18 protein-coding genes and 1 riboswitch are annotated in these 19,266 nt (G+C 37.2%); of the genes, 4 read left to right on the top strand and 14 right to left on the bottom strand.

The features are described from left to right. Window positions 1-59 precede the first annotated feature (59 nt). The 8 genes from PQ456_RS09820 to PQ456_RS09785 form a co-directional block, all read right to left on the bottom strand. The gene (locus PQ456_RS09820) at window positions 60-830 is read right to left on the bottom strand and encodes a LamB/YcsF family protein (protein WP_273615948.1); all 771 of its coding nucleotides are present in this window, start codon (window positions 828-830) and stop codon (window positions 60-62) included. A gap of 79 nt (window positions 831-909) precedes the next feature. Beyond that, window positions 910-1,914, bottom strand: a complete 1,005-nt coding sequence (locus tag PQ456_RS09815) for a 5-oxoprolinase subunit C family protein (RefSeq protein WP_273615947.1) — start codon at window positions 1,912-1,914, stop codon at window positions 910-912. Beyond that, entirely contained in the window at window positions 1,914-2,732 is an 819-nt protein-coding gene (gene pxpB, locus PQ456_RS09810; RefSeq protein ID WP_273615946.1) for a 5-oxoprolinase subunit PxpB, read from the bottom strand. Before pxpB ends, PQ456_RS09815 begins: the two co-directional genes overlap by 1 nt. 422 nt (window positions 2,733-3,154) lie before the next feature. Continuing rightward, window positions 3,155-4,618: an NAD(P)/FAD-dependent oxidoreductase gene (locus PQ456_RS09805; protein ID WP_273615945.1), complete on the bottom strand. Its 1,464-nt coding sequence runs from the start codon at window positions 4,616-4,618 to the stop codon at window positions 3,155-3,157. Between the two features lie 63 nt (window positions 4,619-4,681). Then, window positions 4,682-4,781, bottom strand: a riboswitch (purine riboswitch). Window positions 4,782-5,138: 357 nt separating this feature from the next. Beyond that, window positions 5,139-8,642: a DUF5704 domain-containing protein gene (locus tag PQ456_RS09800; protein ID WP_273615944.1), complete on the bottom strand. Its 3,504-nt coding sequence runs from the start codon at window positions 8,640-8,642 to the stop codon at window positions 5,139-5,141. A 15-nt stretch (window positions 8,643-8,657) separates the two neighbouring features. Beyond that, window positions 8,658-9,869 (bottom strand): S-layer homology domain-containing protein, encoded by a 1,212-nt coding sequence (locus PQ456_RS09795; RefSeq protein ID WP_273615943.1) that lies wholly within the window; start codon window positions 9,867-9,869, stop codon window positions 8,658-8,660. 400 nt (window positions 9,870-10,269) lie between these two features. Beyond that, complete coding sequence (locus tag PQ456_RS09790) at window positions 10,270-10,857, bottom strand: MSMEG_1061 family FMN-dependent PPOX-type flavoprotein (RefSeq protein ID WP_273616291.1); 588 nt, start codon at window positions 10,855-10,857, stop codon at window positions 10,270-10,272. A gap of 127 nt (window positions 10,858-10,984) precedes the next feature. Then, a complete protein-coding gene (locus PQ456_RS09785; RefSeq protein ID WP_273615942.1) occupies window positions 10,985-11,341 on the bottom strand; it encodes a hypothetical protein in 357 nt (118 codons plus the stop codon). 326 nt (window positions 11,342-11,667) lie between these two features. On the opposite strand from PQ456_RS09785, the gene ymzB reads away from it, so the two are divergent. Together ymzB and PQ456_RS09775 are read left to right on the top strand one after the other, a co-directional pair. After that, window positions 11,668-12,009, top strand: a complete 342-nt coding sequence (gene ymzB / locus PQ456_RS09780) for a protein YmzB (RefSeq protein ID WP_204824395.1) — start codon at window positions 11,668-11,670, stop codon at window positions 12,007-12,009. Between the two features lie 316 nt (window positions 12,010-12,325). Next, window positions 12,326-13,819 carry a glycoside hydrolase family 30 protein gene (locus PQ456_RS09775; protein ID WP_273615941.1) on the top strand — a complete coding sequence of 498 codons (1,494 nt, stop codon included), beginning with the start codon at window positions 12,326-12,328 and terminating at the stop codon, window positions 13,817-13,819. Between the two features lie 178 nt (window positions 13,820-13,997). On the opposite strand, the gene PQ456_RS09770 is transcribed toward PQ456_RS09775, so the two are convergent. From PQ456_RS09770 to PQ456_RS09760, 3 genes are all read right to left on the bottom strand, one after another. Beyond that, complete coding sequence (locus PQ456_RS09770; RefSeq protein ID WP_273615940.1) at window positions 13,998-14,849, bottom strand: PPK2 family polyphosphate kinase; 852 nt, start codon at window positions 14,847-14,849, stop codon at window positions 13,998-14,000. A 166-nt stretch (window positions 14,850-15,015) separates the two neighbouring features. Next, window positions 15,016-15,879, bottom strand: a complete 864-nt coding sequence (locus PQ456_RS09765) for a CHAD domain-containing protein (RefSeq protein ID WP_273615939.1) — start codon at window positions 15,877-15,879, stop codon at window positions 15,016-15,018. 123 nt (window positions 15,880-16,002) lie between these two features. Further along, entirely contained in the window at window positions 16,003-16,764 is a 762-nt protein-coding gene (locus tag PQ456_RS09760) for a class I SAM-dependent methyltransferase (protein WP_273615938.1), read from the bottom strand. Between the two features lie 175 nt (window positions 16,765-16,939). Here PQ456_RS09760 and PQ456_RS09755 point away from each other — a divergent pair, with 175 nt between their 5' ends. Next, on the top strand, window positions 16,940-17,299 hold the full coding sequence (locus tag PQ456_RS09755) for a hypothetical protein (RefSeq protein WP_273615937.1): 360 nt from the start codon (window positions 16,940-16,942) through the stop codon (window positions 17,297-17,299). 32 nt (window positions 17,300-17,331) lie between these two features. Then, window positions 17,332-17,937: a hypothetical protein gene (locus PQ456_RS09750; RefSeq protein WP_273615936.1), complete on the top strand. Its 606-nt coding sequence runs from the start codon at window positions 17,332-17,334 to the stop codon at window positions 17,935-17,937. A 41-nt stretch (window positions 17,938-17,978) separates the two neighbouring features. Here PQ456_RS09750 and PQ456_RS09745 read toward each other — a convergent pair whose 3' ends face one another. From PQ456_RS09745 to PQ456_RS09735, 3 genes are read right to left on the bottom strand one after another with little or no spacing between them, the layout of a single operon-like run. Next, complete coding sequence (locus tag PQ456_RS09745; RefSeq protein WP_273615935.1) at window positions 17,979-18,320, bottom strand: Imm41 family immunity protein; 342 nt, start codon at window positions 18,318-18,320, stop codon at window positions 17,979-17,981. A 57-nt stretch (window positions 18,321-18,377) separates the two neighbouring features. After that, on the bottom strand, window positions 18,378-18,875 hold the full coding sequence (locus PQ456_RS09740) for a hypothetical protein (RefSeq protein ID WP_273615934.1): 498 nt from the start codon (window positions 18,873-18,875) through the stop codon (window positions 18,378-18,380). 54 nt (window positions 18,876-18,929) lie between these two features. Then, window positions 18,930-19,244, bottom strand: coding sequence for a hypothetical protein (locus PQ456_RS09735; protein WP_273615933.1), 315 nt, complete (start codon window positions 19,242-19,244; stop codon window positions 18,930-18,932). Window positions 19,245-19,266 lie beyond the last annotated feature (22 nt).

Here is a 19,266-nt window from a genome sequence, read left to right as displayed (position 1 = left end):
CCCCTTTTCTATCAAACCTTACTTCAATATATAGCATTTCTATATCAATGATTATCTAATCATGATTTGATCTGCATAACAGGTTGAATACGAATATGCTCGGCTTCTAATCTTGATTTCAACTCTTTCACAAAATCTACAGCATGTTGACCATCTCCATGGATACAGACACTATCTGCTATAAGTGGAATAGAATTTCCATTGGTCGATATAACGCTATGCTGTTGGATCATATGGATGACTTGACGTACCGCTTGCTCTGTATCTGTAATCAAGGCAAGTGGATCACTTCTGGATGTAAGCTGACCATCATCGCCATACGTACGATCCGCAAATACTTCATTCACTACTGTTAATCCTATGTGCTTGCCTGCATCAATCAATGCGCTCCCTGCTAGTCCATATAAAATCAACTTGGGATCGAAACGATATATAGCCTGTGCTATCGCTTCTGCTAGACTTTGTGATTGTGCAGCCATATTATACAAAGCACCATGCGGTTTGACATGATGTAATACTCCACCTTCTTGCTGTACAAAAGCCGCTAATGCTCCAATCTGATAAGTAATCAGATCATATGCTTCTGTTGCTGAAATATCCATCTTCCGCCGTCCGAATCCTTGTATATCAGGTAATCCAGGATGTGCTCCAATTTTCACTCCATATTTCAAAGCAGATTGCACAGATTGACGCATTACGCCCGGATCACCTGCATGTAATCCGCAAGCGATATTTGCAGATGTAATGTATGGAAATAGTTGTTCATCTGCTCCTATCATATACGCACCATAGCTTTCTCCCATATCACAATTGATATCTATCGTATGCATACGGTTCTCCTTTTCATCACGAATGACTTTGTACTTGTTTATACTTTTCCTGATTGAAGCATATGCTATCACTTACTACTTATCCAATCGTCAACGGACGTAGCGCTTCATCTATCGTTCGATACAGTAATTGTAGTTGATGACGCTTATGTATAGATAACGATTGGGCTTCTGCCAACGTAATCCGATCAAAGCGGATCGATGAACCCGGTGCCAATTGAGCCAGCACAGGTAGATCTACTGTAATAACATGTGCGATTTTGGGATAACCCCCTAATGTCTGGCGATCTGCCATCAACACAATAGGTTGTCCATCGACAGGTACTTGAATTGTCCCATCCACCACTGCTTCAGATATATATTCATGCGGTTGATGTAATTGTAATGTAGCGCCTTGCAAACGATAACCCATTCGATCAGATTGTGGTGTGATCTGATATTCACTTTCACAAAGCAATCGTTGACTTTGTTTGGTAAAATCATCCCATTGTCTACCTGAAATGATCCGTATGACAGGAGATTGAGAGTAATGAGGCAGTACCGAATAGGCTACAGACCAGTGAAAAGAATAAAAAGGATCTGTAGATAGATCAGCAGAAGATGGGGGTCGAAGATTACTTTTTTGGATATGAATACTATCGTTCTTTTTTAGCCCTTTTCCTTCTAACCCTCCTATACCTGCACGCAAATACGTACTCCTGCTTTCCATCACTTTATCTATAGCCAGACCACCACTTACTGCCAGATAAGCACGACACCCGTTAACAACACGTTTGAATACAAGTATACTTCCCTGACGCACCCATACCGGACGCCACATAGGAACTTCTTTTCCATCGATCTGTGCACCAAGATCACCGCCTGTAATCGCTATCCATTGATCACTTTGAAATTCGCCCACCCATCCTGATAACGTAATCTCTAATGTTGCCTGATCTTCGTTATTGCCTACTAAGCGATTCGCAACTTGATGTGCAAATGTATCTATTGCTCCACTGATACTTATTCCATATTTCCCATACTTTTTTCGACCACGATCTTGAATCGTACAGAGCAGTCCTGGTTTGTGAATCAAAATAGTCATCATATCCCCTCTTCTGCTAAAGGATGGAGTTGCTGTAAATAGTGATATTCTTCCTCATCAATCGCGTGAAAACGAATAGACATCCCACTTGCTAACAAAACAGGTGGATGCTGATTCGGTCGAAAAAGAGTCAATGGTGTTCTACCAATCAATTGCCATCCACCCGGTGTTGCTAATGGATAAATGCCTGTCTGCGTACCCGCAATACCGACCGAACCTGCCGGAATCACTAATCGAGGTGTTGCTTTACGAGGAGTAGCAATCTTTGTCGACATTCCACCCATATAAGGAAATCCAGGCGCAAATCCTATCGCATAAATCAAATATTCATAACTACAATGAATAGCGATCACTTCTTCGACCGAAAGATGATGATAAGTAGCTACATATTCCAGATCAGGTCCATATTCATTGCCATAACATACAGGAATATCTGTTACTTTATGCACAGGTTGAATAACGTGATTGCGATATTGTGATTCAGCGCTAGAAGTTGATTGTATATTATCCTCTGACGGTAATATGATCGATACCAACGATTGCCGAATTAGAAAACATACATAATCAAAAACAGACACTTCCTTATCAGCATTCTGCTGTTCTGTCCATGAGTATAGATCATGCAAATTAATCTGATCCAGATCGTAAAACACCGTTACTGTAGTAAAAGAAGGAATACACTCTATATAACCGTCAAATGGATGTTGCTCTATGACAGCAACAGCTACTGTTACTTTTTCTAAAATAGACTTATCAATAGTGGTTCCAAATTCGATCACTACTGCTGAATCTCCTAGCGGTTCCATTACCCATGTCATAAGGTTGTATACTCCTTTCTATGTATAGATTGATCTGTATAAATCTAACTATAATTATACTTTACATGGATTAATTCTATTGAACCATGTTCCTTGTAGATAGAGCAAATAAGGAATGACATAATCATAGACGCTCAAGGAAAAAGCAGACATTTATATAACTAGTGAGTTTTAATATTACATGTATACATCATAGATATAATCGGTGAGTTCCAACAATACACGTATACATCATGGATATAACCGATGAGTTCTAACAATACATGTATACATCATAGATATAACAGACATAGAGGCGATGTACTATCAAAATCGATATCATGCAAAAAGATCAAATCCACTTCATATCAAAGGGATCTGATCTTTACTTATTTCTACATATTTTATTTTGTTGTTTTTATCATTACGATTTGCTTTGGATGTTATACAACAGTAGCTGGCACTTTCGTAGTTGTTCCTGCTTTGGTAACCATATTACGAGCAATCCATACTCCTGCTGCACCTGCTTGTGCTAGACCACGTGTCACGCCTGCTCCGTCTCCACCGCAATATAATCCATCAATTTCAGTTTCTAAATTTTCATCTAACTTGGGACGTGCAGAATAGAACTTCGCTTCTACACCGTAAAACAATGTATGTTCAGAAGCGATCCCTGGTGTTACACCTTCCAGCGCTTCGACCATTTCGATCAAGCTTTTCATTGTGTTGTAAGGCAATACCAATCCCAGATCACCCGGAACAGCTTCTTTAAGTGTAGGTTCTAAGAATCCTTCATTAATTCGTTCTCTTGTCGAACGACGACCACGAAGAATATCACCGTATTTTTGTACAATCACTCCACCACTAGAAAGATCATTAGCACGACGACAGATTTCACGAGCATATTCATTAGGCTTATCAAACGGCTCTGTAAATTTATGTGATACTAGCAAAGCAAAATTCGTATTGCTAGATCCCAACACTGGATCTTTGAAAGAGTGACCATTGGCTGCCATAACACCACTATGGTTCTCGACTACAACATGACCGGATGGATTACTACAGAATGTTCTTACTCTTGTCCCTACCGATGTATTAAAAATAAATTTACCTTCATATAAATGTTCATTGATCTGGCGCATCACCACATCAGATGTCTCTACACGTACACCTACATCCACCTGATTGTTGTACATTTTCAGACGACGCTTTTTCAAAATTTCAGTTAACCACGCTGAACCATCACGTCCGGGCGCAATCATCACCATAGGAGCTTCATATGTTTCACCTTTTTTGGTCATGATTCCTGTAATCTGGTGCTTGCCTTCTATCTTGGTCGTGATAATATCTTCCACTTCTGCTTTGAACACCATATCGATTCGTGAAGTCAGATAGCTATAAATGGATTTCAAAATCTCTAAGTTCTGTTCTGTGCCCAAATGGCGAACTTCAGCACGTAGCAATTTCAAACCGGATGCATATCCACGTTGCTCGATATCACGAATCGTATCTGTTGTAGGATCAGTAATATTAGGAGTGGCTCCATGTTCTAGATTGATATCATCCACATAACGAATCAATTCCATCACTTTCGAAGGAGAAAGGTAATCGGTTAACCAACCTCCAAATTCAGTAGTGATATTGAATTTGCCATCGCTATAAGCACCTGCACCACCAAAACCTGCGGTTACTGAGCAAGCGGGTAGACAACCAGCATAATCTTTTTTACCAGCCGATGGCGGGCACAATTGAATCTTCTCTTCCATGATTGGACAACTACGGCGATGAATATCATGCCCTTTGTCGATCAACAATACTTTCCAATCTGGTGCTTGACGAGTCAATTCATAACATGCAAAAATTCCTGCTGGTCCTGCGCCTACAACAATACAATCATAATGGTTCATAATGTCCTCCTAAGATGAATAATATGGGGTCAAAGCACAAAAATTCCTGACTGTTGAATAGATATGCCAAAGCACACTATTCGTAGTCAGGAATTTATGGTCCCTTGTAGAAACCCCCAAACCTTATTTTCGGGGATATACGAATATATAAGATATAACTAATAATTAAAATCATAATGAACAAGTTATCGAACAAAGTAAGACATTTTACTTTGCCATAATATTCATAATGTAAAATGATTACTAAACATAGCAAGCAATTTATAACATTTATACATTAAAATACCACTGTAGCGCATATCACTCTCAATAGGCTACAGTGGTATCTTACAGAAAAATAAGCGAACGGTCAAGCACTTATTTTAATAATAGTTCGTATAAATAAGATTTTTCATTCCTTAATTCTTCTTTTTGATCTTAATAACCATAAATTAGCGAACATTGTCGTTTGTTATTTCTATAATCTTTCGTTCTATTTCTTAGTTATTCCTAATCATACTTTATAAATGATTAATACCTGCTAATGTGTGACTGAAGATTGGAAGTCATCTCGACTGCCTTTATTAGCATGATAGAAAATTACATCTCCATCTTGTAATTGGAATTGAAATCCCCACGGATCATTGAACTGTTGTTGGAATCCTTCAAGTTGCCATTGATTCATTAAAGGTGCATGAATGTATTGAAGATGAGGATGATCGGTATCTCCTTTTTGGATCGTTTCGATATCAAAATTCACAATAATATAACCATCTTTTAAAAAGACTGATGAATGTTCATCTAATCCTTTAGCACTGCTGCTAGCTGGATGATTCTGCTTACTAGAATCCTCATTTTTTTCAGCCGATGGTTGACGATTGGTATTCGTGGAACCTACCATTTCTTGCAAAGCAGTTCCTTGTTTAACTACATATACATCTGAAGGCAAACTATATTCTCCATACCATTTCTGTACAGCTGCTAAAGAACGCATAGTATTGTTCCCTTCAGGTAAATGTTGTTGTGGCCCGATCAATGTTCGTAATGGCTGAGTCAATAATAAATGTGTGAAATTGCCGATATTCACTTTGCGCTTACGACTATTTTCTGCAAACATCGTTATCGCTTCTTCTGCACTTGTCGGAATAGTGATCGTAGTAGAAGACGATAGATCACGCTTCGATGCTACAATTTCCCAAGATAATCCGGTCAGGTTTTGCCAGATTGAAGAAGCGGCACGTTCCCAGACGATAGTCCAAAATGAAGGAGAAACTGTACTTGATTGAGCTTTGTTACCTTTGCTCGATGAAGGCGATATGGCTTGCTCTTGTAAGAGAAGATCATACATATATAATGCTGTATTTTTTAATTCTTCTTCAGCCACATGGCGAGTTGTATCATTCAAAATAGTATAGCGTTGTACCGTATCTTGTGGTGATCCCATTCGAATCAAATTGTCTGTATCTGTTGAATAATATAGATCTACAGGAAAAGAAGTCCCTCCTTGACGCGGAACATAGCGAAATGTTGGTGTAATTCGAATACCATCTGCTTCGCCGAACATATTACCTTTCGTTTTGAGATCAAATTTGAAATGATATCCTGTTTTAACAGCTAAATTTCGATAAAAAGGATGACTTCCCTGACGTACAGGCAATACATAAGGCGCTGTATTTCCGCGCGGTTCTCCATCGATCCCTTTATCTCCTACCCAATACGAAGTTTCTTGCGGTACAGCTAGATTTTGCCATGGACGAAATACGATCTGCCAGTCATAATCTGCAATATCTGTAATATGAAAATCATACACCCGCCCTATCACTTCTACAGCTATACTTTCAACAGCTACATGGTTATCTAGAGTGATGTTAGCATGATGTTGGACAGTAAAAGATGAAGGGGCATTTTCTGCAATCGTTCGGAATAAAACATCATATTTCCCCTCATCCACCCAGACAGGTAAAAAGAATGTCGTGTCTAATTGATTAACAGGTACATCGATCCATGTATGTTTGGGAATAAATGTAGTCTGCTCTTTGTTGTAGACATCAAAAGGAAATTGAACCTGCTTAGTACGTACATATTTTGCATAATCTCGATAACCGTAACCTGGATAATTTGTATGTTGTCCAGTGGTTGGAATACGCACAGAAAAAGGGCGATCCAAAATAAGGGCTGAACGATAAATATCAGGTACTGTTTTCTGATTATGCTTCTGATCATCAGATACCAATGAATAATTGACGACAGGTGTATGCACTGTAACCGGATTGATACCATTGATCGGGAACGTCTGATTAGCTCCTCCTTTAATATGACCGGGTAGCACATCATATTCGATTGTTCCGGTACTTGGTGCGTTTTTTAGATTTGTTTTGGTTTTGGGTATCATATGGTTGGAGCTATATAATATATCTTTCCCAATCATAGTAGGTGCAGGCATTGCTTTAGGTGTTGGCCCTTTTTCGATCGTTCGTGTACTATCCATAATCACTTCATTATTAAATTTCAAAAAGTCATTTTCGACCTCTACATCATCTACAGCATTTTCTGCCTTTTTCTTCATATCACTGCTTTCATCTGGAATTGTAGGACGACCACTGCCGCTTTTCGTTATATTTTTGGTACCGCCATTCTGGTTACCAGGGTTCTCAGGAGCATAGTAATTGCCAGTCGTTAACGCTGAATAATAAGGCGTTACATAGTTGTTAGGAGAAATAATAATCTTATTATCTGCAAAACCATAGTTGTTCAGCGTAGTTTGCTTAATTCCGTATACTCCCAATTGATCTATTTTCCAAAATGAATAAGGTCGCTGAATATTAAATGAGTAATTGACGTTTTTGGTATCTTTCTTCTCTCCATGATCCCATTTTAATTTGTACGTTCGCTTAACCGATATTCGATATGTACATTCGCCTGTATATTCTGTAAAGGTATGTTGAGAAAGATAATTCAGTGCAAATACATTACCATATAAACTTTCTGAAGTAGGAATCCCCTGAGCAACATCGAACATTTCGCTTCCTCGTCGATCAGCTTTGATCATCGCGGATACCATCGGATCCATGTATTTGCCAGTTAATTGCTGACCTGCTTGAGGAACCGTACATATTGCTGAAGGACCTGTTGTCGGTGGCTCTTCGGCTGCACCCACAGTGATAGTAGCACTATCTTTAAGAGTCCAAGGATCTTTTGTCCAATATGCTGTAATCTGCGCTGTTCCTGTAGCATGGGCGGTGACTTCTCCGGTAGCAGGATCTACACTTGCAATCGCAGGATCAGACGACTCCCATTTCGTCTGATCTCGATGTGTTACATCAATCCAGTTATCTGTAAATTCTTGTTCATTGTAAGCTTTGGTACGCACTTCAGCAGTCAATTGTTCCGTATCATCAATCTGTAAAGTCGCATCTGATTTGACTTGAATTTCTTTCTTTTCGATGACATGTCCGGTGTAATTGATATTTAAAGGAGTATAGTATGCTACCCACAGTTTTTCTGTATCATCTGTGCGTTTTGCAAATACTCCAATTTCATTATTAACATAATCATAACCAGTTTCAGTAGAAATAACTGCAAAAATATCACCTTTTTTGTACTTTAGACTTTTTAACTCATAACTATTAATTGGAACTTCATCTATAGTTTCGAAACCTAAATCAGAAATATACTTCTGATTATAAACTTGTCCAAGTGTATCATGCATATCCTCTGGTGGATATTTTTCAACAGTAATCTTATCTGTTACTTCTGTAGGAACAGGACGAGCATTTCTTCCGGTTCCTTTTCCTTCTACTTTATAGTTGTCCATACCTTCATTTCTCGAAGCAGTCCATTTATAATCGTCTGTTTGTGTCCAGACAACTTTAGGTAGCGGTGTAGATGCTCCTTTTAAGGGTATCTTTAATGTTTGAAGCTTCGCTGGTTGTTCTGGTACTAATTCAATATTATTTGGATAATTTGTTTCTTCTGCCGAATATATTATATTTTGAGCAGAAAAAAATACAATTACAACAAAAAATAATATAAATACTGGTTTCATATTAACCGCCTTTAATTATTTGTTATCTAACACAATAAACCTTGATCCATCTGTTGTTATATAAGAAGCATCCGGACTCGATATTAAAATATTATTAGCTACCCATAAATTTGCGCCATTATTATCATTAATATATTTCTTGAATACCTCTTTTGTCTCAAATACTGGTAAAGTTGCATATCCATATTTATTAGGTAAAGTATTTTGTATAGCTGAGCCTACTGCAATTTTACTTAGACTACTATTCATATAATGAGATAGTCCGAAATCATTAGCTGTAGGGTAAATAGTTTGATTCTCAAATAATGTATAGACATTATTATAGTTATACTTTTTATCTTCTTTCCCTAAAAATACAGGTGCATAGATACCTTTTTTGTTGTTCCAATCCCGGCTATCTACAAATATCAAATAATTCAAACTTGAGTAACCTGCTCCATTACGGAATTTCATTTTTTTCCCTTGAACATTTTTAAAAGAAGTCACTCCACTACTAAATGGTGTGATCACTTCCATATTCGTTCCTGTCGTCCCTACCGCTCTTAACTCTTTCAAGCCTACAAATGAATCTGCCGATTGCTTTTGTACATTTGCTAAGCGTACTAAAATTACTGCTGCTTCTGCACGTGTGGTGGTTTTGCCAGCTCCGAAAGTTCCATCTGCATATCCAGACATTAGACCTGTGCCGATCATTAGGGAGACATACGGATATTCGCTTGGATTCATAGTTTTTTTGAAATATTCTGCTACAGGTACAACAGTATTTGCTGTATCATTTAGGGCTTGCTTGTAATCTGCGCTAGATGTTGCGAGACCAGATGACATCCATTTTGCCATTTCTTTACGTGTAAGTGGTGTGGCTGGCTTGAAGCCGTTTGGATAATCCGAAGGAGTCAAAAATCCTTTCGCTATCGCTTCATTCACTTCTTTCTCACTCCAGTTGCCTGTAAGATCTGTAAAAGTACCTTTGCCTTCAGCTTTCTCATTCGAAGAGACACGATCTAACAAAACAGCAAATTCAGCGCGTGTTACTTGAGCACCGGGCTTGAATGTTCCATCTGCATATCCTTTAAAGTATCCTTTTGATACAGCTTCATCAATAGCTGCTTTTGCCCAGTGAGATGATGATACATCTTTGAATGTAGTAGCATTGGTAGTCTGCATCAACGGGCTTAACATGACTGAAAGGGTAGCTACTGCAAATAACGAACTGATTATTTTTTTCATTTTAAAATACTCCTCTATTATGTAAGATAATGGTTTATACGTACTCAAAGGCAGTTACACATCTAAGATTTTTCATAATATTACACATCTAGGTATTTACGCCTACTTCATGTACCACTTGCATCATTATATGGGATAAATAGGATTCTTCCAAGTACTTATTTAGTTAGCATCTATTTTGAAAATAAGATAAGAATACAAAAAAAAGCGGACTACTCCCGATAAAAGGAATAATCCGCGTGCTTCGCGAGAATATAGGTATTAAGACATAGTTTTCATTTCCGCAAGAATACCATAGAATAAGTAAGCTGTAAACCTATTTGTCCTCTTCTGATCGAAAAAAGAGTAAACTCTGATCGTTTTCTTCTTCTTCTATTTCGCATAGTCTGCTCAATATTTTCTATAACACAATCCCATTCATTTTCAAATGAGCGATAAACATATCTTTGGTCGAAGGATGTTGTTCCTGATCGACCCATGCTTCTGGTTGCCACGCATTACCTGTTTTGAGTGCACGCGGACAATGGATAAAACACTCTTCTACCTCTACGATAATACCAAGTCCCATCGTTTTGCCTGTCCAATTCATCTGTTCCAGTAATCCACTGTCTTTGGTAATACGAGCATGACCGTTCACCCGTAATACTTCATTCATACCCGGAATTAGAAAGATCATACCGACTTTGGGATTCTCTAATATATTTAACAATGAATCTGCACGTCGATTACCATGACGCTCTGGAAAAATAAGCCGTTGATCGTCTAACACTTTGACAAATCCTTGTTCATCCCCGCGTGGAGACACATCACATCTGCCCTGGTGATCTGAAGTAGATAAGAAAAATAACGAAGATAATGATAAGTAGTATGCAATATGCGGATCAATAGACGCAACGGTCTTTTTGACAATATGTTCATGAGGAACACCAGTAAATGCTCTCAATTCTTCAATAGATGTAATGTATTGTTCAGATTGTTCTATGTTCATTGCTGTTGTATCTGTAGTCTGTTTCATATTCGCCCTCCTATACTTCTCAGTTGGGTTTATCATAACAAGCTACAGTATACGTGTCTATCTTCTCTGCCGATCTCTTATTTTCTACATCGATCTATATTCAATCTCTACGCATCCCTCGAAAAGAGTTAAAGTATAAATTAAAAGAGACAAAAGACGTGTTTAAGCTGTTTATATGTTCTAAATTTTTGTAGATTCGATCTGCGATTTGATAACATTCTTCAGAAGAACGTTTGAAATAACTTCCGAAATATTTTTGCATAATACAATACACTTGATTCCCTAATTCATCGGCAGACTTCATATAAGGAAGGATTTTGACAATATGATCAACTTCAATCGAGTATTCATCGGGTAAGCACCATTCAATCAAATTCATAGGATTCCAATACATGATATGTTTCTCAACCATTGTGTATATATCTTCATCAAATACCTGATTAGACTTATTGTTCATGATTAACCTCCTACCCGGATAGCTATCTATCCAGAGCGTAATCTCTTTCTCTAATTTACTCTGTTATCAGGTTGTTGAATCATAATGTGAATACTATATTTATACGTTGTACATTAATGTATTCTTTTACAAAAAGACTGACTAAAAAAAGTATCTCTTATTCTGCTTCATGTGTAAATATGGTAAAAGACCCACTTGATTGCCTATTCGTGCATTTGCAGAAATAAATATCACCAGATTCCATCCCCTTGAGAAAGGGTAAGTAAAGCATTACAACACTTCATTTGCTTCATAATACTATTTCTAATACAAAAGGATGATGAATAATGGAACACGAAAAAGATGTACAAACACTATCTGATTGGTTGAACAATCATCTTACACGCACTATCATTATTGAAAAGCATGAACTTGACGATACAGATGAAGTTCATTTCACAGTGACTGAAGTCGATATTCGTAGCGAGGACAATGCTATTGATGATTATGTAGAAAGCTCTCTGATCTTACATGGAGAAGGCTCTACATCTAATGCAGATGGCGACAATGTGCCTTTGCCACAAAATACGTATGAAATTGCACTACACGATCTACGAATCGATCATATAGACGATACTCATGTTAAATTAAATACAGAACGTGCACAATATGCATTAACTGCTAAATAAGTGTCTATATCTTCGTTAAGATAGAATGCTATATATAAAGATATTTTGAAGAATATCACTACAATATATGTGCTTAGTAAAAAACCTCTTTTGTATCAATCGATATAAGAACTTTCTTATTCTTTTGATCATGAAGAGGTTTTTTGTCGTCTTTTTTATTTTCAATTGTATAGGCAATTCTATTCATCCTCTGTGCGTTTCTACGATTTGTGATATAACCGACCTAAAACATTTGTAAAAAAAGGTTTATTTTGCTAATATCAATCCGAATATTAGTAAACGCTTACAAAAAAATACGAAGAGGGTGTATATGTTCATGTCTATGTTCAAAAAAAGCCTTAATCTTGTTTTGTTAAGCTCGTTGATGATTACACCATTGATCTCGTTACCTGCGCAGACGTATGCAGCTAATGAATCGGTAGAAGTCTGGTTAACGACTGCTGATCCTAATTCGGAACCTGCTGTAGGACTCAGTCCAAACGCTCGTCTTACCAAAAAAGCTAATATCAACTTCAGTAGCACTACAGGAAATGCCGATTATACGATCAATGTAAATGAAGGCAAAACGTATCAGAAGATGGATGGCTTTGGTGTTTCTTTGACAGATTCATCGACATGGTTAATGAATTATAAGTTAAGTAGTGGCAAACGTGCTGAGGTAATGGAACGACTGTTTGGAAATACAGGTATAGGAATGAGCATGTTACGTCAGACGATGGGTGCTAGCGACTTTGCATGGAGTACGTATACTTACGATGATACGGCTGGAGATACTTCGCTCAGCCAATTCTCGATTGCACGTGATCTTCCTTATATCATACCTATGACCAAACAAGCACTTGCCAAAAATCCTAATCTTAAAATCATCGCTTCTCCATGGAGTGCTCCAGCATGGATGAAATATACAACCAATGATAAAAACGGTACAGGTAAATTACAAGCGCAATACTATCCAACCTATGCTAATTATTTTGTGAAATTTATTCAAAGTTATCAGGCGCAAGGTATTCCTATCTATGCGGTAACTCCGCAAAATGAACCGTTATTTGAGCCAGGACGTTATCCAGGTATGAATATGAATGAGCAAGATCAGATTGGCATGATCGGTGATTACCTCAGCCCTGCAATTAAAAATGCGGGTCTAAATACAAAAGTGATCACTTATGACCACAACTATGATAACTGGTCTTATCCGAATACAGTCATTACAGGGCTTAAAAATAGTGGCAAATCTAGCGCTGTAGCCGGTAGTGCTTTCCATCATTATGGTGGCGATTATACGGCTATGACTTCAATGCATAATGCACATCCAGATAAAGACATCTGGTTCACTGAAGGTGGATTTGGCGATTGGAATGATAAAGTCGATGGAACAACTCAAGGATTCGATAATATGATCAATGAATTTATCGGAATTACTCGTAATTGGTCCAAATCGATTATTTTGTGGAATGCTGCGCTAGATCAAAAAGATGGTCCTAGTGTGATCGGAGATAACAATACCAACAAAGGTATGGTTACGATCCAGAACTCGGATAACAGCAACAGTAATCCAGAAGATAAAGTGACGTATAACAAACAATATTACCTGTTAGGACATTTCAGTAAATTTGTAGTGACCGGTGCTACACGTATTGATACCAATTCATCCAATGATATTCAAAATGTAGCTTTTAAAAATCCAGATGGTACTAAAGTAGTTGTATTGTATAATTCTCAAACAGCTACTAAAACAGTAAAAGTTCAATGGAATGGTCAATCTACTAACTACACTGTTCCGGGTAAATCGGTTGTTACATTGAAATGGTAATAAATATGCTCTCTATATCTAGAATATAAAAAAATAAAAGCTCTGTCCCTTTCTTCATTCCTATGTTGGTATAGGTATGGTAGAAATGGCAGAGCTTTTTCTCTTATGCTATAGAATTTGCATAGCTTATCGATTTCGTTATGGTATTAAAAAATAGCTTATTCCACTATAAATAGGCTTACTTTTTATCTTTTAATAATTTTTCACGCTCTGCATACATGTCCGGCAAGTGATCTTGTAACTTCGGATTCGGATCAGGATACGATAAATCCAAATCTTCCAATGTACGCACTACTATTTGTAATACTGCTAGATCACGATACCAGCGATTATCAGCAGACACGATATGCCACGGATGATCTTTGGTTGCTGCATGTGCAAATACGTCTTCATAATACGCTTGATACGTATCCCATGACTTGCGTTCTAACAGATCACTTTCATCGAATTTCCAGTTCTTTTTCGGATTTTCGATACGTGCAATTAATTTTTCCAATTGAAACTCTTTGGAAATATGCAAAAAGATTTTGACCACTTTAACGCCATTATCTTCTAACATTTCTTCAAAGTGTCGTATTTGTTTAAAGCGCTGTTGTGCTTTTTTATCTGAAATCATCTTATGCACACGCGTAATCAACACATCTTCATAATAAGAACGGTTAAACGCTGTAATATAGCCAACGCCTGATACTAATTTGTGAGCACGCCAGAGGAAATCATGATCCATTTCTTCGCGAGTCGGTGTTTTGAAGCTATGCGTCTGCACACCTTGTGGATGAGAAATAGAAAATACTTTATTAATTACGCCGTCTTTCCCACTGCAATCCATGCCTTGAAAAATAAACAGAAGCGATTTCTTTTTACTTGAGAATAGCTTGTCTTGTAGCTTCTCAAATCGTTTCATCAGTTCTTTGGTTTCTTTTTCGGTATCTTCTTTGGATTTGTACTCGCCTGTGTTTTTAGGATCAATCTTTTTCAGATCAATCTTATCTCCTGTAGCAAGTACCCAGTTCGATGATCGCTTGGACATATCTATCGCTCCTTTAATAAAAAAACGTTTCTTCTATATATACCCGAATCTATTCAGCCAAAAGCAATGCTATTCAAAATGACGTTTTAACTAATATTATACAAAGTACAGGTATCTTAAAGATTCAACACAGGTATATCTTCACTCATTTATACAAATACATCTATTATGATGATTGTTGTTCATGTACAGCTTCATTCAGTTCCTGCTGTAATTGCTCTATAAATGCATTCCAGACTTCTTCGTTAACTTTAAGCTTTTTGGGATTATAATCTTCTAATGTCTCTACCCATACTCGCTTATCGTTGATGTGACCTAATTGAGTTTGAATATTTTTGTATACTTCTTCCGAATCACGGAACTTGGAACTGAGCGCAAATTCAGCAGCCGAAGCGGTATACCGAATCTCTTTGGCAGCGATCCGTAATTGGTGCAATTCATGTAAAGCTTCGACTGAATCAATGCCTTCTGTTTTGGCGGTCTGGCGGTAAGTACGCTTCTGTTGTTCATAAGCGATCTCAAGTTCGCGCATAATGCGATTCACATCAGCTTGAGCTGCCAGCGATTCCAGATGTTCTTCTATAAGTGTTTTCCATTTCTTTTTAAGTATTTTGCCTTGTAGTTTGGGTAACTTTTTGGCAAGCTTGGTGCGATATGCTTTACGTTCTTGTTTGTGAGCTTTGATCACAGCTTTGAGCAGATCAGCTTCTTCTTTATGATTATCTGCTTTGGCATCTTCTTTTCTTTCTTTAAAAGCATCAATCATCACATCAGCGTCTCTTACTTTGCCAAGTGCTTTTTGCGATTTTTTCAATAACGGAATCAGTCCTGCTTGATCCGAAGCATCCAAAATACGCAACAAGGTCATCAGCTTACGACAATTGACCCGGGCTTGATGCACATCTTCATCATTAAAATCTTTAACTGCTTTCTGACCATAACTCAAAAATTTATCATAATGATCTTCTAATACAGTCTGCCACTGCGTTGTTTTGCTTTTCGCCAAGCCTATCGTTTGAATATTGGTCATTGATATTCCTCCAGTGGGATGAAGCGTTATAATTACAGGTTGTATACTATTTAACACATTCTAACCGTACTGAGTCATATAAAGACGATACTCTTTCATTATAGAGGATTGGAGTTCACTAAGCTATTTAGCCTGTGCATGGATCACAAAGCGATGTTGTTTCACTTCAAAGTAACCTTGCTTTTGAATTAATAAATGAATAGCATATAGATCGTCCATATGTTCTTCGAGTTGAAAGTTTGGAATTTGCCATGGAATAGCTTTGAGATAGTATAACAATGCTCCAATATCGTAAAATCGTTCACTTGGAAACTCTTCTTTTTGATAGACTATTTCAAAATGATTCTGTTCGAGTTGTGAGACTGCTGTTGCTAGATTCCAATCTATAAATTCTTGATTCAAGGGCTTATGTAAATGTTGATTAATCTGCTGATCATTCAATCCACCTACTTGCTGAGTCATCAACCATCCATCTTTTTGTAACAAACGTCTTACTTCACTTGGACTATACGCTTCATGCTGATTCGTAATAAGATCGAACTGTTGATCAGCAAATGGTAGATCATTATCGTTATCAATCTGTACAACTTGTACACCTAACGGTTCTAAGCGATTTCTAGCAATCGGCACATTAGGAGCATAAGCTTCTGTGGCATAGATTGACGGTGGAAACGGTTGCAAACTTGATAAAAATTCTCCACCACCAGTACCCATATCTAACATCGATTGAGACTTCTTAATGTGCGGTACGATCATCTGTTCAAAATTCCAAGATAGTGGCTGTACTTTCATTCTTCCATTTTCAGTAACCCATGAGAAATCCCATCCACTGAATTCTTGCTCAGCATCTTTGACATAGTTCCAAAATATTGCATCTTGTATCATTTTGTATTACTCCTTTTTATTGGTAATATATACAGTATAGTTGATAAATAGCTAAGAAAGGAAGATTGGAGGAGCCGATTCTATGTATGCTATGTTAATTTGTGAGGTTAATGTTAGGATGCATGAAATAAAATACAATATACAACCATAGCAAATTCAAACTAAGGAGATTTATATGAAATTATGTATGATCATTTTAGTAATAGCTATATTAATAAGCGGTTGCTCTAATTACCAAGAGGTCTCTGGAAACACGAAAAACTGGAGTGTTAAAGTTACTGAAATACCGCCTCAAGAAAATACAGAAATGGTTCAAACTACGATTCAATACATAGGTAAAGAAGATTCAATCAATGATTTCAAATTTAAATTGGTCAGTGATGCTATAAGTGTAAGTGGGACAGATTCGGCTCCTTCCTTGCCTTTTAATACTACTATTTCGACTAATCCTAAAACTTCTGATCCATTTTCCAAGCCTATAAAGCTAACTATTGAATGGAATAACCAAATAGAAGAAATGACATTACAACAGTAAAATAAGAAACGTATGATAGAAAGGAAGATTGAATGAGTCGGTTCTATTATATTGCATCAAGTTATGAGCTTCCCTTAGGAGAGCGAGGAGGTATATTTCACACCTTTCCGTATAGCGATTGGATCACTTCACCAGAGTATCTTGCCAATCAAGAAAAGCAACGAGCGGATGGTATGGTTCCGCTAACAGATATTGTGGACTTTTCTACATTTGCTGATCGAGATGTCATGATTTATAAGACGCAAGAAGATGCCGCGGGTATTTTCATTCAAGAAATTCCACGCTGGGCTGGCGTACTGCAAAAACATTTTCACCATCCATGTATATACATGATCTCTCCCGAATCAGGCGACTTTAATATTGAAGCTGATCCAGATCAGTATGAGGATTTAGATGCTTATCGTGCTTCGCTGAAATGTTGTCGTGAATTATTTAAACTAATGGAAGAATATCGAGGCGATGCAGAAGATTTTGAACTGTATACATGTTGGTCAGGCGAAGAAGACGAGCCACGCAATATCAAGTTGGATCGGATCATAGATTTAAATACATATGATGTGGCACAACAAGGGTTTGAAATGTTAGAAAAGCAGTATGTCTTGGTAAAGTTGCCTATGCTTCATCGTGCAATTGAATAATACATGCTACCATAGAAATAAGAGCCAACTATGATTGGCTCTTATTTTGCATTTCCTTGGATGAATTTTCTAACTACAGTTTCCAAACGTTCGATCATTTCAGTCAGTTGTTCATCGCTTACATTCTCTATCGATGAATGATCGTTCATATCCAGATGCCAGATCACACTTTTAAGTATATAACTGTATGTAAAAAACACCTGATCCATAAGAGCACGTTCGATCATTTGGTCATCTTGCGTCTGCTGAGTCAATTGAGTGATCGCATCAACATAAGCTTTAAATGCAGACATATTAAAAATATTCCGTTCATGAAGATCATGAATAAAACTTCCTTCGCTTCCTTTCACATTTTGCTCAATAATTATTCTTGCCTCATCCATTATTCTATTCCTCCAACGTCTGTACTTCTTTTACATTTTGGCAGTATTAAATCATTTTTATGTTTCTATTTCTGCCAATTCTCGTTGTGCAGATGTTCCATAATTTTTATCATTCACTAAACTTTTGAGCGCTTCTATCACTTTAGGATGATTTTTGTGTTGAGCTAATAAAGCAAACGCTGCACTTTGGAATAAACTATAATTATCACTTTGGATCATAGTTAAAGCCCACTCGATCTCTTGGGCATCTACTGTTAGTAGTGACAAGGTATTGATACAACTCACGATTAGACTATCATCTTCTGTATCATCAGCATTTATAATAGTCATAAGCTTTTCTTTGATATCTGTATCATCGTAATCGCCTTTGTACAACCCTAAAATGGAAACTGCTTCTATTCGGATATCATCATCAGTATTGGTATCTGTCGCTATTAAAAGAAAGAAATGAGCTAATACTTGATCTAATGTCTGGTCAAAACCTTTTAAAAAATCGAGCTGTTCTTGTTCATTCAAAGAATGATACTTTTTAATAAACTGATCTTCAGTATGCATACGCCCTCCTGTAACAAAAGATAAACAGAATTTACTCTATTGCGGATTAATATGTTATGTATAATCCAGCTTCTCTAACTGTAACAGATCACTTACATCATCACTTTTCTCAAAGATTCTAACTTGCTTCTCTTCTTGATAATCCCATCCCTGATCAATAGCATACTGAATCAGACGCGCACAGACCACAGGACGATTTGGATTAACATCATACATTCTTTTCCAACTAAAAAGAAATTCAACATGAGACGTTTTGGAAGAATAGATTTTGACACTAACTATAGGTATAGAAGGTGTCTGGTCGATCACGCAGTGGAATGTATAGTCATTCACAGTTACTTTCTTTTGTAGTTTCTCAAATAATTTCATCATATCCTCCTTCTAGTGGTTG

Source organism: Paenibacillus kyungheensis (genome assembly GCF_028606985.1).
GTDB classification, from domain to species: Bacteria; Bacillota; Bacilli; order Paenibacillales; family Paenibacillaceae; genus Saccharibacillus; species Saccharibacillus kyungheensis.
Note: the sequence above shows the minus strand (reverse complement) of the source record. Positions and strands in the feature narration are given on the sequence as shown.